Origin of the sequence: Streptomyces sp. NPDC059900, assembly GCF_050270335.1 — a bacterium.
Lineage (GTDB): Bacteria > Actinomycetota > Actinomycetes > Streptomycetales > Streptomycetaceae > Streptomyces.
Map to the genome: position 1 here is coordinate 13,970 of NZ_JBNNJZ010000009.1, position 12,975 is coordinate 26,944.

The window sequence follows — 12,975 nt, forward strand, 5'->3', positions numbered from 1 at the left end:
CGGACAATCGGTGATCCATCGCCAGCAGCCGATCAATTCGGCAGGTGATAAGTCCGTTATATTCCCACCCTGGTGAACACTCGCGAAGGTGTTGTATAACCAACCGGATTCACAGGGCTGCCACTGGCTCGAATCACCTATGGGGGCAGGGAAAATGGACAGCGAATACGAGACAGTCGGCGAGATCTCTAATCGGCGCGTGATAGCCGTGGGCACGACGCTGCTCGGCGTCTTCTGCACGGCATTCGTCGCGTGGGGCTTCCTCGGCGACGACCAGCCGGAGGAACGCCCGGTGCCCACCGCCTCGGTGACCTACGACATCACCGGCACAGGACTGGCCAGCGTCTCGTATCTGGCACGGAGCGCGGAGGGCAGCGCCACTGTCGAGAAGGGCGTTGAACTTCCGTGGCGAAAAACGGTGCGCGTGCCGCTCGGCAAGGACCCGGCCGTCAGCATCCAGCTCGGCAAGAAGGGCGGCCAGGCAAGTTGCTCCCTGGCGGTCCGGGGTGAGCACAAGCAGCGGGCAACCGCGTTCGGCTCCTACGGGAGGGCCACCTGCACCGCCGATTCCGCCGAGTAAGGCCCCCGGGTAGTCAGACCCGGCTCCCCCGCACCCGTCGTGAGACAACGGCGCGCAGTACCCGTCGGCCCTCCGTGGAGACGTCGAGTGCCTGGCGCAGGCCGGCCGTGCTCGTGGCTGCGCCGGGGGTGGCGAGGAGTTCCAGGATTCGGATCTGGCGTCGCAGTTCCGCGGCCACCAGTGGTGGCATTCCCTCCGTGTGGCCCTCCCGGCGTGCGTGCAGCCGGGTCGAGTCGTCCGGCACCGGGTCCAGCAGGCGGTGGATCTGCAGTGCCGCGACGGAGCAGGCGTCGGCCCATTCGCGCAGTTCGGCGGCGGTGCGCCGGGAGGGCGCCGCGCCCAGCATCCGGTAGGCGAGGGTGATGGCCTCGTCCGCGGAGGAGTCCTCCAGGACGTCCGCGCCGCCCAGCGCCACCCGCGCCTCCGCGAGCGCCGTGTCCCAGGCGCTGCCCTCCGCGAGGCGCCCCCACAGCGGGCGCAGCACCTCGTCGCTGCCGCCCAGCAGCGGTACGCACCGGTCGAGGCAGGCGAGCCCGCTGGCCGCCAGGCCCCTCTCGTCGGCGTCGGCTATCAACTCGACCAGACTCAGACTCGGACTCAGTCCCGGGCCGCCCATGGTGTACGCCTTCCGTTGCGGACAGTGCGAAGTGCGACAGTGCAGGTGACGTTGCGTTGCGTTGCCTTGCTCGTCCCCTACTGCGCCCGGACCGCCGGGAACGTCACTGCGGCACCACGCCGAGCCGCCCGAGGAAGCGGAAGAAGAGCTCTTCGGCCGATGGCTCGGCCGCGGCGTTCAGTACGTCGAGGAGCGGTCCCGCCGTCACCGTGCTGCCCGCCTCCGCCGCCCACGACACCGCCCGTTCCGCCGCGTCGCGGGGCTCAAGAAAGTAGTCGTCCAGGCTCAGGCCGTCGTCGCCGAGGTAGCCGTTCATCGCCTCGCGGGCCAGGCACGTCGTCCACGCGCCGCTCTCCGGGGCCGCCGCCTCCACGACCACGCAGTCGCTGTCCATGACGTACCCGAAGAGGGCGGGCGAACCTGTCTCCAGGGCAAGGGTGTTCATGTTGCCGACATCGCGCGCGCCGTCGCCGCCCGGCACCTCCCACACCTGCCAGCCGTCGTCGCGCTGCACGAGGAGGCTGAGCTCGTCCCGCACGCTCGCGATTGCCGCGAGCTCGACGAGCGGCCGCTCGCTCCTGCCCACGACGTAATAGCCCCAGTAGCCCATGCCGCGTCTCCCCGTGTACTCGAATCTGCTCAACTGCGCTCGACGGCCGCGCACGACGGCCGTGGTCGGCTTTGGCCGAATACACCACAGATGTAAGCAAGTTCGCCACCAGTTCGCCGCCAAAGAGCCGAAAACGGAACTCGTGGACCCATCGGGCCGCTCGGGCCGGCCACCGACACACCGCAGCCCGCCACAGACACACCGCAGAGGCCGCCCGCGCCCTTCCCGGGGCGCCGCAGAGGCCGCCCGCGTCCCTCCCCGGGGCGCCGGCGGCCTCCGGGATTTACCCCACCTGGTCCGCCAGCTTCACGAATTCGCCCCAGGAGGGGCCCGGCGTACGGGAGTCCCACAGCTTCTGGACCGTCGCCCGCAGCGGCATCCGGATCCCCTGCGCGACCTGCTCCTGCGTCTGCGAGTTCGCCAGGTCGCACCAGACCGCGAAGGAGCCGCCGAGGATCTGGTCGTCGTAGTCCGCGCTCACCGGCTTCGTCCCGCGGATCACGCGCGGGGTCCACTGCTCGTAGATCCGCTGCCCGGTGGGATAGCGGAAGTCGTTGGGCTGGCCGAGGACGTAGTAGAGGTACTCGTCGTTGTAGTTGACGACATCGCGGCCCTCCTTCAGATACTCCGTCGGCTCCCTCGCCCCGGTCTCCTTGCCCGTCCAGTACGCGACGGTGAGGTCGTCGTCGGCCTTCTCGGTGCCGCCGCGGAAGAATCCGTCGTTCCACGCCCTGAGCCCGCGCTCGTAGGGGCGCATGGTCTCGGCGCGGTCGTTGAGCCAGCCGGTCGCCAGGTCCTGGATGCGGGCGCCGGACCCGTACTTGTCGCGGGCCGCGGAGGCCAGCTGCGGATAGCTGGCCTCCGGGTTGCTGACCGTGAGGGCCTGGTACTCGTCGGCGCCGAGGTGCCAGTAGCGGCCGGGGAAGAGGTCCGCGTACTCCTCCAGGAGGTCGTCGATGATCTCCGCCGCCTGCGGCTTCGAGATGTCGACCGCGCCGCGCGACGCGACGCCGCGGGTGTCACGGAGCTGGAGCGAGGGGTGCGCGGCGATGACCGCTCCGAGGTGGCCGGGCGAGTCGATCTCGGGCACGACGGTGATGTGGCGGCTCGCGGCGAGCTTGAGGATGCCGCGGACCTGGGCCTTGCTGAGGTGATCGCGCGAGACGATCTCCGGGTGCGAGTCCGACTCGATTCGGAAGGACTGGTCGTCGGAGAAGTGCAGGCCGAGCTGGTTGTACTTGAGGTCGCCGAGCTCCCGGATGCGGTCCTCGATCCACTTCGCGTCGAAGTGCTTGCGCGCGATGTCCATCATGAATCCGCGCTGCGGCTTGGCGGGACGGTCGCGTACGACGCCTTCGGGCGCCGTCCTCCCGCCGTGCACCTCCTGCTTGAGGGTGCGGGTCCCGTAGAAGACGCCCGCCTCCTCCGGGGCGCTGATCTTCACGCGCTGCGCCTTCACGGAGAGGGTGTACGACTCGTCCCTGCCCTCGGAGGCATCCGCGTCCCCGGGGGCGAGCGCGAGCTCCACGTCTCCCTTGCGCGGGTCGGCGTCACCGGCGTACTTGAGCTTCAGCTCACCGGCGAGCAGCTTGCCCTCGTCCGCGAGTTCGTCGTCGCCGACGACCACGCGCCCGCCGCCCCCGGGCTTCCACCCCGGCCCGCGCGCCGCCTTGTGCTCGCGTACGGCGGGGATGGTGGCGGGGGTCTTGGACAGGGCGTACGACTTCGAGGGGGTCGGCGAGGCGGACCTGCTCTCGGACGGCGCAGCCGTACCGGCGGACGGCGACCCGTCCCCGCCGCCCCCGCCGTCCGGCCAGACGGCCACGGTCAGGGCGGCGGCCCCGGCGGCGACCGCCGCGGCGCCGAGGGCGAGCCGGCGGGGGATCACTGGTCGCCGCCCCGGAGCGGGGCGGTCCCGGCACTACGGACATCAGGCAGGAGAACGCTGCGGACATCAGACAGATGGACGCTGTGGACATCAGGCGGGAGAACGCTGTGGGCATCAGACAGATGGACGCTGTGGACATCAGGCAGGTGGGCGCTACGGACATCAGCAGTCAGAGCCAGCATCCGCCCACGGTAAAGCGGGGCCCGCGGCCACCCCGTCCACCACGCGAAACGAAACTCTCCCATCCGGGTGATATTTAACGCATCCGTCCGCCACTGGTCACCACACCTCGCTAGCGTTACGACAAAACCCCCACAGCCCCTCATCGATGCCCCCTGCCCTGGAGCCCCCGCTGCCCACGCACAGTTCGCCACCCGTCCCGGAGCAACTGAACGCCGCAGAGCCCGGCGCCGCCGAAGCCGCGCTGCTCACCTGCTGCGGCAGCCACCTCTGGGCCCGCCGCCTGGTCGCCCACCGGCCGTACCCCGACCTGGACGCCCTGCTCGCCGCCTGTGACGAAGCGGCGTACGACCTCCCGCTCGCGGACCTCTACGAGGCTCTGGCCTGCGAACCTCTGCGTCCCGTGCTCCCCAGGCAGGGCACCTACACCGCCGCCCACACCGCCCTGCGGGCCGCGCACGCCGCGTACGAGAGCCGCTTCGGGCACGTCTTCGTGATCTGTCTGGACGACGTCCCGCCGAGCCAGGCCCTCGATCATCTGCTCGCCGGAATCCGCGCGCGGCTCACCAACGACCCGGAGGAAGAGCGGGTCCTGGCGACCGAAGAACTGAGGAAACTGGCCCGCGGGCGACTCACCCGTCTGGTGCACGACCTGAATAGCCCGTACGTGCCTGTTTGATTGCCTGTTTGATCACACCTGGCTACCCCGCGCGAGCGAACCGACAACTCGTCGATACGATGACGAGCGGCCGGTGGACCGTACCCGGCCGGGCCCGTCCGACCACCCAAGCCGGCTGGCCCCAATCCCCGCTCCCGGAGGGTTCTGCCGTGCCGGCTGGAACGCTGTACCGCGGCCGGGAAGGAATGTGGTCCTGGGTGGCTCACCGAGTCACCGGCGTCCTCATCTTCTTCTTCCTGTTCGTGCATGTGCTGGACACCGCTCTCGTCCGCGTCTCCCCGGAGGCGTACGACGATGTCGTCAGCACCTACAAGACCCCCCTCGTCGCACTCCTTGAGTACGGCCTGGTGGCCGCCATCCTCTTCCACGCCCTGAACGGCCTGCGTGTCATCGCCGTCGACTTCTGGTCGAAGGGCCCGCGCTTCCAGAAGCAGATGCTCTGGACCGTCGTGGGCATCTGGGTCGTCCTGATGGTGGGGGCGCTCTACCCGGTCCTCGGCCACGCCGTCCGCGAAGTCTTCGGGAGCTGACGCCAGACATGTCCGACACCACGCTCGAGAAGTCCGGCGGGTCCGGAGTGGGCCCCGTCGAAGGCGCCTCGCTCTACGACGCCGACAACCCGGCGCCTCTCATCGAGGCCCCGCGCAAGCGCACCTCCAAGACCCCGCGCTCGACCCGCGGCAACTTCGAGATGGCCGCATGGCTCTTCATGCGCCTGTCCGGCGTCGTCCTCGTCGTCCTGGTCCTGGGCCACCTGCTGATCCAGCTGGTGCTCGACGGTGGCGTGAGCAAGATCGGCTTCGCCTTCGTCGCCGGTCGCTGGGCCTCCCCGTTCTGGCAGGTCTGGGATCTGCTGATGCTGTGGCTCGCGATGCTGCACGGAGCCAACGGCCTGCGCACGGTCATCAACGACTACGCGGAGCGCGCCAACACGCGCCTGTGGCTCAAGGGCCTGCTGTACACCGCCACGGTGTTCACCATCCTTCTGGGCACGCTGGTGATCTTCACCTTCGACCCGAACATCCGCTAAAGCCGAGGCGAACCCAGTGAAGATTCACAAGTACGACACTGTCATCGTCGGCGCCGGCGGCGCGGGCATGCGCGCGGCGATCGAGTCGACGAAGCGCAGCCGCACCGCGGTCCTGACGAAGCTCTACCCCACCCGCTCCCACACGGGCGCGGCGCAGGGCGGCATGGCCGCCGCGCTCGCCAACGTGGAGGAGGACAACTGGGAGTGGCACACCTTCGACACGATCAAGGGCGGCGACTACCTGGTCGACCAGGACGCCGCCGAGATCCTGGCGAAGGAGGCCATCGACGCGGTCCTCGACCTGGAGAAGATGGGCCTGCCCTTCGGCCGTACGCCCAAGGGTGAGATCGACCAGCGCCGTTTCGGCGGTCACTCCCGCAACCACGGCGAGGCTCCTGTCCGCCGTGCCTGCTACTCGGGCGACCGCACCGGCCACATGATCCTCCAGACGCTCTACCAGAACTGCATCAAGGAGGGCGTGGAGTTCTTCAACGAGTTCTACGTCCTGGACCAGCTCCTGGTGGAGGTCGACGGCGTCAAGAAGAGCGCGGGCGTCGTCGCCTACGAACTGGCGACCGGCGAGATCCACATCTTCCAGGCGAAGGCCGTGGTCTACGCGTCGGGCGGCACCGGCAAGTTCTTCAAGGTGACGTCGAACGCGCACACGCTCACCGGTGACGGCCAGGCGGCCTGCTACCGCCGCGGTCTGCCGCTGGAGGACATGGAGTTCTTCCAGTTCCACCCGACCGGCATCTGGCGCATGGGCATCCTTCTCACGGAGGGCGCCCGCGGTGAGGGCGGCATCCTCCGCAACAAGGACGGCGAGCGCTTCATGGAGAAGTACGCGCCGGTCATGAAGGACCTCGCGTCCCGTGACGTCGTCTCGCGCTCCATCTACACGGAGATCCGTGAGGGCCGCGGCTGCGGCCCCGAGGGCGACCACGTCTACCTCGACCTCACGCACCTCCCGCCGGAGCAGCTGGACGCCAAGCTCCCGGACATCACGGAGTTCGCGCGCACGTACCTCGGCATCGAGCCCTACACGGACCCGATCCCGATCCAGCCGACCGCGCACTACGCCATGGGCGGCATCCCGACGAACGTCGAGGGCGAGGTCCTCGCGGACAACACCACGGTGGTCCCGGGCCTGTACGCGGCGGGCGAGGTCGCCTGCGTCTCCGTCCACGGCGCCAACCGCCTGGGCACCAACTCGCTCCTGGACATCAACGTCTTCGGCCGCCGCGCGGGTATCGCCGCGGCGGAGTACTCGGCGAAGAACGACTTCGTCGAGCTCCCGGAGAACGCCGAGGAGCTCGTCGTCGCCCAGGTCGAGCGCCTGCGCGACGCCACGGGCAACGAGCGGGTCGCCGAGCTCCGCAAGGAGCTCCAGGAGACCATGGACGCCAACGTCATGGTGTTCCGCACGGAGCAGACGATCAAGACGGCGGTGGAGAAGATCGCGGAGCTCCGCGAGCGCTACCTCAACGTCTCGATCCAGGACAAGGGCAAGCGCTTCAACACCGACCTCCTGGAGGCCATCGAGCTGGGCAACCTGCTCGACCTGGCCGAGGTCATGGCGCAGTCGGCCCTGGCCCGCAAGGAGTCGCGCGGCGGTCACTACCGCGAGGACTTCCCCAACCGCGACGACGTCAACTTCATGCGCCACACCATGGCGTACCGCGAGGTAGGCGACGACGGCGCCGAGTCCATCCGACTCGACTACAAGCCGGTCGTGCAGACCCGCTACCAGCCGATGGAGCGTAAGTACTGATGGCAACCCCGACCCTCGACAAGGAAGACGCCAAGCCCGAGGCCGGCTTCGCCGACTCCCCGTACATCACGGTCACCTTCCGCATCCGCCGCTTCAACCCCGAGGTCTCGGCGGACGCGACGTGGGAAGACTTCGAGATCGAGATCGACCCGAAGGAGCGTGTCCTCGACGCCCTTCACAAGATCAAGTGGGACATGGACGGGTCGCTGACCTTCCGTCGCTCCTGCGCCCACGGCATCTGCGGCTCGGATGCCATGCGCATCAACGGCCGCAACCGCCTGGCCTGCAAGACCCTGATCAAGGACATCAACCCGTCCAAGCCGATCACGGTCGAGGCGATCAAGGGTCTGACGGTCCTGAAGGACCTGGTCGTCGACATGGACCCGTTCTTCCAGGCATACCGCGACGTCATGCCGTTCCTGGTGACGTCCGGCAACGAGCCGACGCGCGAGCGCCTTCAGTCCCCTGAGGACCGCGAGCGTTTCGACGACACCACGAAGTGCATCCTGTGCGCGGCGTGCACGTCCTCGTGCCCGGTCTTCTGGAACGACGGCCAGTACTTCGGCCCCGCGGCGATCGTGAACGCCCACCGCTTCATCTTCGACTCGCGTGACGAGGCGGGCGAGCAGCGCCTGGAGATCCTGAACGACAAGGACGGCGTGTGGCGCTGCCGCACGACGTTCAACTGCACGGACGCGTGCCCGCGTGGCATCGAGGTCACGAAGGCGATCCAGGAGGTCAAGCGCGCGCTGATCACGCGTCGCTTCTGAGACCTTCTTCGGTCATACGCGGGTGGCCCCGCTCCTGGTTTCGTACTGGGGGCGGGGCTTTCGCCGTCTCGGGGCCTTCGCCGTCAGGGGCGCGGTTGCCCGGGGCGGTGGTCGACAGCGGTCAGGTCGATCTCGACGTCGAAGGGCGAGGAGGCCTTGAGCCGGTCGTGGAAGATGCCGATCAGTCCGTAGGCCTTCGTGGCCGGGTCGAGTTCGAATACGTAGACGACCGGGAGCCCCTTCTCCTCGTCCTGCTCGACACGCCAGAAGTGCGGGACGCCTGCCTCCGCGTACTTGCGGGGCTTGACTTCACGGTCGCGCTCGCGGGAGTCGGGGGAGGCCACTTCGATGGCGAGGAGGACGTCTTCCGGCTTGTGCCAGGTCTGATGCGCACCGGTGGCAGCCTCGACAGGAACCACCAGGAGGTCAGGCTCCGGACGGTTCCTGGCATCCAGCTTGATCGTGAACTCCCGGTCGACTTCCAGATGCTCCGGCGCCTGCTGGAGGAGGCTGTGCTCCAACAGACGCATGCAACGCATGTGGAACCGGGTCTGCGGACTCATGAAGACGAGACTCCCGTCGATCAACTCCGTGTGCGGCGGGAGGCCCGGAATCCGGTCGAGGTCGTCAGCGGTCCAGCCCTCGGCGGGCGGGATCGGCCAGCGGTACGCCGACTCGTCCTCGAGCCCGTTCCCGGATGCGGCGCTCATGATTGCTCCCATGCGACGGAGTCTCGCGTTGCGCCTCAGCGTACCGAGCGGGAATCCCGCGGCCTCACTCATTCGAGTACGGGGCGTGCCACTCCGCCAGCAGCGAGGCCAGTCAACTGCGTCGAACTTGCCGCCACCCCGGACAGCACGCTGCACCTGCGCGAATCCGATGAGCCTGCCATCACCCTGCCCCTGCGACCCGCTTCCCTCACGTCCCTCTTGAGGGCGATACGCCTCGAAAGCGGCCACGCATAGCCGCAGGGATAGCGTGGGTTCACTCGCATTGCCCCCACCCCGAACGGGAGCCCAGAGTGAACCGCCCCACCTGTCTCATGGCGTCCGCGATTGTCGTGTCCGCTGCCCTGCTACTGACCGCGTGCGGTTCGGGCGGCAGCGACGCCGACACTGCCGACAAGGCCAAGGGGGCGGGTGACGGGGACGAGAAGGCGTCGGCCTCCAACGGCACAACGTCGCAGCCGGACGGATCCAAGCGGCCGGAGATCAAGCTGCCCAAGTCTTTCCAGGTCGACTTCACCGGCTGGAAGAACAGCGGACCCGGAGCTCCAGGCCATCATGGATGACGGCAAGGAACGCCTCCTCTCCTCGTACTCCGCGATCATCAAGCGGGACCCGCAGTACGACGGCTTCACCTTCTACAACACCAGTGACGCACTGCGTACCGGAACTACATGGATCAAGCAGTTCACGGACGACGATCTGACCCTTATCGGCAAGGGGCGCGTCTACCAGCCGCAGCCCCGCATCAGCCCCGACGGTTCCGGAACGCTCTTCTACTGCGTCGACGAGAGCAAGGGTTCCACCAAGCACCGCAAGACCGGGGAAATCACCACCACCCCCGCCAAGACGGCCTTGGTGCAGTACCGGACCAAGCTGAGCAAGACCGACGACGGTGTCTGGAAGACCACGACGGTCCAGACGGAGCCGGGAGCCTGCAAGTGAGCGCGAGAGCCTGATGCGGATCCCGTTCCCTTTTGGGAGCGGGATCCACGGCCTTCTGCGCCTCTCGGGACAAACGCCCTCAGTATCCGGTTGGTGTCCCCAAGGTCCCCGCAGATAGCGTGTGTTCGATTGCAACTTCCCCCACACACGCATCACCACCCAACGGGAGAGTCCAGAGTGAACCGCCGCCCCATCCGGCTAGTGACGGCCGCGCTTGCCGTGTCCGCAGCCCTGTTGTTGAACGCGTGTGGATCGGGGGGCGACAAGGACTCCTCGGACAAGATCGAGGGGGCGGGTGACGGCGGCTCGAAGGCTTCCGCTTCGGCCGATCCTTCCGACGGGCCCGGCAAAGCCGGACGTCCGGCGATCAAGCTGCCGAGCTCGTTCAAGATGGAGTTCGTGGGCTGGACCAACAGCGACCCGAAGCTGCAGGCGATTCTGGACGACGGCAAGGAGGCGCTGCGCGCCGATCACGCCGCCATCATCGAGGGCGACCCGGACGCGTCGTACGTGAAGTTCTACAACAACCCCACCTCAGAGGCGTCGTCCAAGAAGTGGATCAAGGGGTTCGTCGACAAGGACCTGACCCTGACCGGCGAAGCGCGGATCTCCAAGCCCCAGGTGCGGATCAACAGCACCGGCTCGGGGATCTTGTTCTACTGCATGGACGAGAGCAAGGGGTTCACGAAGAACCTCAAGACGAAGGAAGTCGAGGGCACGCCCAAGGGCCAGAGCCCGCGCGTGCAGTACCAGACCCGGCTCGACCGCACAAAGGACGGTGTCTGGAAGACGAGTTCGTCCACGACGAAGCGCGGGGGCTGCTGATGACCTTGCGCAAGACCGCAAGGCTCGGGGCACTCCTGACCTCCTCCGCCGCAGTGCTCGTCGCGCTCTCCCCCAGCGCTTACGCGTGGGGCGGGGACGATCCCGGCAAGCAGCCGGCGCCGCCGGCCAACAAGCCCGCCGGCGGGGCCTCGGGCAATACGCTCATGGCCGGAGGGACGAGCGTCACGGTTAAGCAGGTCAGCGGCGGCAAGGGGGGCGGGGGCGGTTCGTCCGCCAAGACCGTCACCCCGGTCGACCCGAACTGGAAGCCCCCGTCCTGCTGGTACGAGCCGGTGGCGACGCCCGAAGAGCTGAAGGCCGGTGTCGAGAAGGTCAAGAATGGTGAAGGCCGCGACGCCGGGACCGTCCCTGTGACGCCGTCCCTCGGCTGGGGCGAGGAACTCATGGTGGACCACTATGAGAAGGGGAAGACCCAGTCGGACGGCGCCGAGGGGTACAAGAACTACAACATCGGCAAGAAGGGCATGTTCTGGCGAGGGGTGATGAACCCCGATGTCGAGGACACCTTCGAGGCGCGTGACTGCGAGCAGCTCCTCTTCTGGCAGAACGCCAACACAGTCCCCGACATCCCGAACTCCCCCACTCCCAAGGTCCTGGCCAGCTACGCCTACAACAAGATCAAGGTCCCCGACACCAAGGTCGAGCTGAAGCCGGAAGCCGCCTCCAAGGTGAACATGCCGACCTGGGTCTGGCTGGACAAGGGCACGTTCGAGGACGTCAAGGTCCGTGCCGAGCTGCCCGGCACGGGTCTGTGGGCGGAGACCACCGCCAAGCCCGTCGCCCTCCACCTGGAACCCGGCACGGGAGACGCGACGACCTTCCCGGCCTCGGGCGACTGCAAGATCAACGACGACGGCAGCATCGGCACTCCGTACACGAAGGGCTCCTCGAAGCAGGACCCGCCGTGCGGCATCGCCTACCTGCGCTCCACCAACGGCACCCCGTTCCAGATGAAGGCCTCCCTGACCTGGGAAATCTCCTGGGAGGGCTCAGGCGGAACCGGCGGCGACCTTCCGAACGGGACGTTCGACGGGACGCAGGCAATCGACGTCGAGGAAGTCCAGTCGGTCAACCGATAGACGACATCACAGCAGGGACGAGAGGGACGGCATGGGGAGCCGATCATTTGACGCAGCAGGGAAGCGTGCGTGCTTTTGTTGCGGGTTCCTCACCCTCGAATCCCGAGGACGCTTCGAAATCTGCCCGGTGTGCGGCTGGGAGGATGCCTGGCAGGACGATCACAACGCCGACGAATATCTCGGGGGGCCAAATCAGGTGACGCTGAGCGAAGCCCGTGAGAACTTCGCCGCTTTCGGCGCATCGGAAGAGCGCCGGAGAAAGGTGTGCGGGAACCCCTCCCCTGCGAATCCCCGAATCCCTGACACCATCACGCGTCGCGTCTGAGTTCCTTCTCGTTCGTACGTGACCGTAGGCCTCAGCTGTCGGCCATTCGGCACCCCCAAGCGCCCTGCGGATAACGCGTGTTCAGTTGCAACCTTCCCTGCCTTTTCGTTGCCTCCACCCCACGGGAGAGTCCAGAGTGAAACACCCCGTCCGTCTCGTGGCGGCCTCGCTGACCGCGTCCGCAGCCCTGCTGTTGACCGCGTGCGGATCGGGGGGCGATGGTGACTCCTCCGGCAAGACCAAAGCCGTGAATGACAGCGGCGCGGAGGCTTCCGCCGGCGCGTCGGCGAAGCCTGGCGGGGCGGAGCGGCCGGATATAAAGCTCCCAGCCGAGTTCCGAGCGGACTTCGCGGGCTGGACGAACAGCGACCCGAAGCTCCAGGCGGTCCTGGACGACGGCAGGGAGGAGCTGCGGGCGAAGTATGCGGCGATCATCGAGGGCAACCCGGAGTCGGACGCGGTGGCGTTCTACGACTCGGGCACCTCTCTCGTCACCGCCCGAAAGTGGATCAAGAGCTTCGTCGAGACCGATGACAGCCTGATCGGCGAGATCAAGGCCTACGACCCCAAGGTCAACGTCAGCAGCAAGGACACAGCGGTGTTCTTCTACTGCGTCGACGAGCGCAAGTCGTCCACGAAGAACCGCAGGACCGACAAGGTCACGGCCACCCCCGACAGCCCGGACTCCGTGCTGCAGTACCGGGCCAGGCTCGCCAAGTCCGAGCAGGGCGTGTGGCAGACCGTCTCCCTGGAGACCATCCCTGGCGGGTGCAAGTAAATCGTGGGCCGGTCCGAGGCGGTGACGTAGCGGTGGGTCCTCTCGATCGACCGGGCGCCGATCGGCCGCACCCGGTGTCGCCAACCGGGTGACATGGGCGCACTGGCGGGGCACGGCTGCTCGTGGAACGCCGGATGGCAGGTCATGAGACTT

16 protein-coding genes are annotated in these 12,975 nt (G+C 67.7%); 12 read left to right on the forward strand and 4 right to left on the reverse strand.

Going from position 1 to position 12,975, the window contains the following annotated elements; all coding sequences use genetic code 11:
* Positions 1–154 precede the first annotated feature (154 nt).
* Positions 155–580, forward strand: coding sequence for a hypothetical protein (locus ACQKIP_RS03050; protein ID WP_365865912.1), 426 nt, complete (start codon positions 155–157; stop codon positions 578–580).
* A gap of 13 nt (positions 581–593) precedes the next feature.
* On the opposite strand, the gene ACQKIP_RS03055 is transcribed toward ACQKIP_RS03050, so the two are convergent.
* The 3 genes from ACQKIP_RS03055 to ACQKIP_RS03065 form a co-directional block, all read right to left on the reverse strand.
* A complete protein-coding gene (locus ACQKIP_RS03055) occupies positions 594–1,169 on the reverse strand; it encodes a hypothetical protein (RefSeq protein ID WP_365865977.1) in 576 nt (191 codons plus the stop codon).
* 130 nt (positions 1,170–1,299) lie between these two features.
* Positions 1,300–1,806: a hypothetical protein gene (locus tag ACQKIP_RS03060; RefSeq protein WP_365865975.1), complete on the reverse strand. Its 507-nt coding sequence runs from the start codon at positions 1,804–1,806 to the stop codon at positions 1,300–1,302.
* Positions 1,807–2,089: 283 nt separating this feature from the next.
* Positions 2,090–3,691, reverse strand: a complete 1,602-nt coding sequence (locus ACQKIP_RS03065) for a beta-N-acetylhexosaminidase (RefSeq protein WP_427742032.1) — start codon at positions 3,689–3,691, stop codon at positions 2,090–2,092.
* 331 nt (positions 3,692–4,022) lie between these two features.
* Here ACQKIP_RS03065 and ACQKIP_RS03070 point away from each other — a divergent pair, with 331 nt between their 5' ends.
* The 5 genes from ACQKIP_RS03070 to ACQKIP_RS03090 all read left to right on the forward strand — a co-directional run bounded on the left by ACQKIP_RS03070 (position 4,023) and on the right by ACQKIP_RS03090 (position 8,124).
* Entirely contained in the window at positions 4,023–4,553 is a 531-nt protein-coding gene (locus ACQKIP_RS03070; RefSeq protein ID WP_365865909.1) for a 2-oxo-4-hydroxy-4-carboxy-5-ureidoimidazoline decarboxylase, read from the forward strand.
* Positions 4,554–4,702: 149 nt separating this feature from the next.
* The gene (gene sdhC, locus ACQKIP_RS03075) at positions 4,703–5,083 is read left to right on the forward strand and encodes a succinate dehydrogenase, cytochrome b556 subunit (protein WP_283779093.1); all 381 of its coding nucleotides are present in this window, start codon (positions 4,703–4,705) and stop codon (positions 5,081–5,083) included.
* A gap of 8 nt (positions 5,084–5,091) precedes the next feature.
* Positions 5,092–5,583: a succinate dehydrogenase hydrophobic membrane anchor subunit gene (locus tag ACQKIP_RS03080; RefSeq protein WP_363208840.1), complete on the forward strand. Its 492-nt coding sequence runs from the start codon at positions 5,092–5,094 to the stop codon at positions 5,581–5,583.
* Between the two features lie 16 nt (positions 5,584–5,599).
* The gene (sdhA, locus tag ACQKIP_RS03085; RefSeq protein WP_365865907.1) at positions 5,600–7,354 is read left to right on the forward strand and encodes a succinate dehydrogenase flavoprotein subunit; all 1,755 of its coding nucleotides are present in this window, start codon (positions 5,600–5,602) and stop codon (positions 7,352–7,354) included.
* Complete coding sequence (locus ACQKIP_RS03090) at positions 7,354–8,124, forward strand: succinate dehydrogenase iron-sulfur subunit (protein ID WP_365865906.1); 771 nt, start codon at positions 7,354–7,356, stop codon at positions 8,122–8,124. The genes sdhA and ACQKIP_RS03090 overlap by 1 nt, the downstream gene beginning before the upstream one ends.
* Before the next feature lie 83 nt (positions 8,125–8,207).
* Here ACQKIP_RS03090 and ACQKIP_RS03095 read toward each other — a convergent pair whose 3' ends face one another.
* Positions 8,208–8,834, reverse strand: a complete 627-nt coding sequence (locus ACQKIP_RS03095; RefSeq protein WP_365865904.1) for a Uma2 family endonuclease — start codon at positions 8,832–8,834, stop codon at positions 8,208–8,210.
* A 311-nt stretch (positions 8,835–9,145) separates the two neighbouring features.
* Between ACQKIP_RS03095 and ACQKIP_RS03100 the strand changes: the two genes are divergently transcribed.
* From ACQKIP_RS03100 to ACQKIP_RS03125, 6 genes are all read left to right on the forward strand, one after another.
* Positions 9,146–9,415: a hypothetical protein gene (locus ACQKIP_RS03100; protein WP_365865903.1), complete on the forward strand. Its 270-nt coding sequence runs from the start codon at positions 9,146–9,148 to the stop codon at positions 9,413–9,415.
* Positions 9,408–9,794: a hypothetical protein gene (locus ACQKIP_RS03105; protein WP_365865901.1), complete on the forward strand. Its 387-nt coding sequence runs from the start codon at positions 9,408–9,410 to the stop codon at positions 9,792–9,794. The genes ACQKIP_RS03100 and ACQKIP_RS03105 overlap by 8 nt, the downstream gene beginning before the upstream one ends.
* Positions 9,795–9,971: 177 nt before the next feature.
* Positions 9,972–10,619 carry a hypothetical protein gene (locus ACQKIP_RS03110; protein WP_365865899.1) on the forward strand — a complete coding sequence of 216 codons (648 nt, stop codon included), beginning with the start codon at positions 9,972–9,974 and terminating at the stop codon, positions 10,617–10,619.
* Positions 10,619–11,719 carry a hypothetical protein gene (locus ACQKIP_RS03115; RefSeq protein ID WP_365865897.1) on the forward strand — a complete coding sequence of 367 codons (1,101 nt, stop codon included), beginning with the start codon at positions 10,619–10,621 and terminating at the stop codon, positions 11,717–11,719. The genes ACQKIP_RS03110 and ACQKIP_RS03115 overlap by 1 nt, the downstream gene beginning before the upstream one ends.
* A 31-nt stretch (positions 11,720–11,750) precedes the next feature.
* A complete protein-coding gene (locus ACQKIP_RS03120; protein ID WP_365865895.1) occupies positions 11,751–12,044 on the forward strand; it encodes a CPCC family cysteine-rich protein in 294 nt (97 codons plus the stop codon).
* Positions 12,045–12,180: 136 nt separating this feature from the next.
* A complete protein-coding gene (locus ACQKIP_RS03125; RefSeq protein WP_365865894.1) occupies positions 12,181–12,822 on the forward strand; it encodes a hypothetical protein in 642 nt (213 codons plus the stop codon).
* Positions 12,823–12,975: the final 153 nt, after the last annotated feature.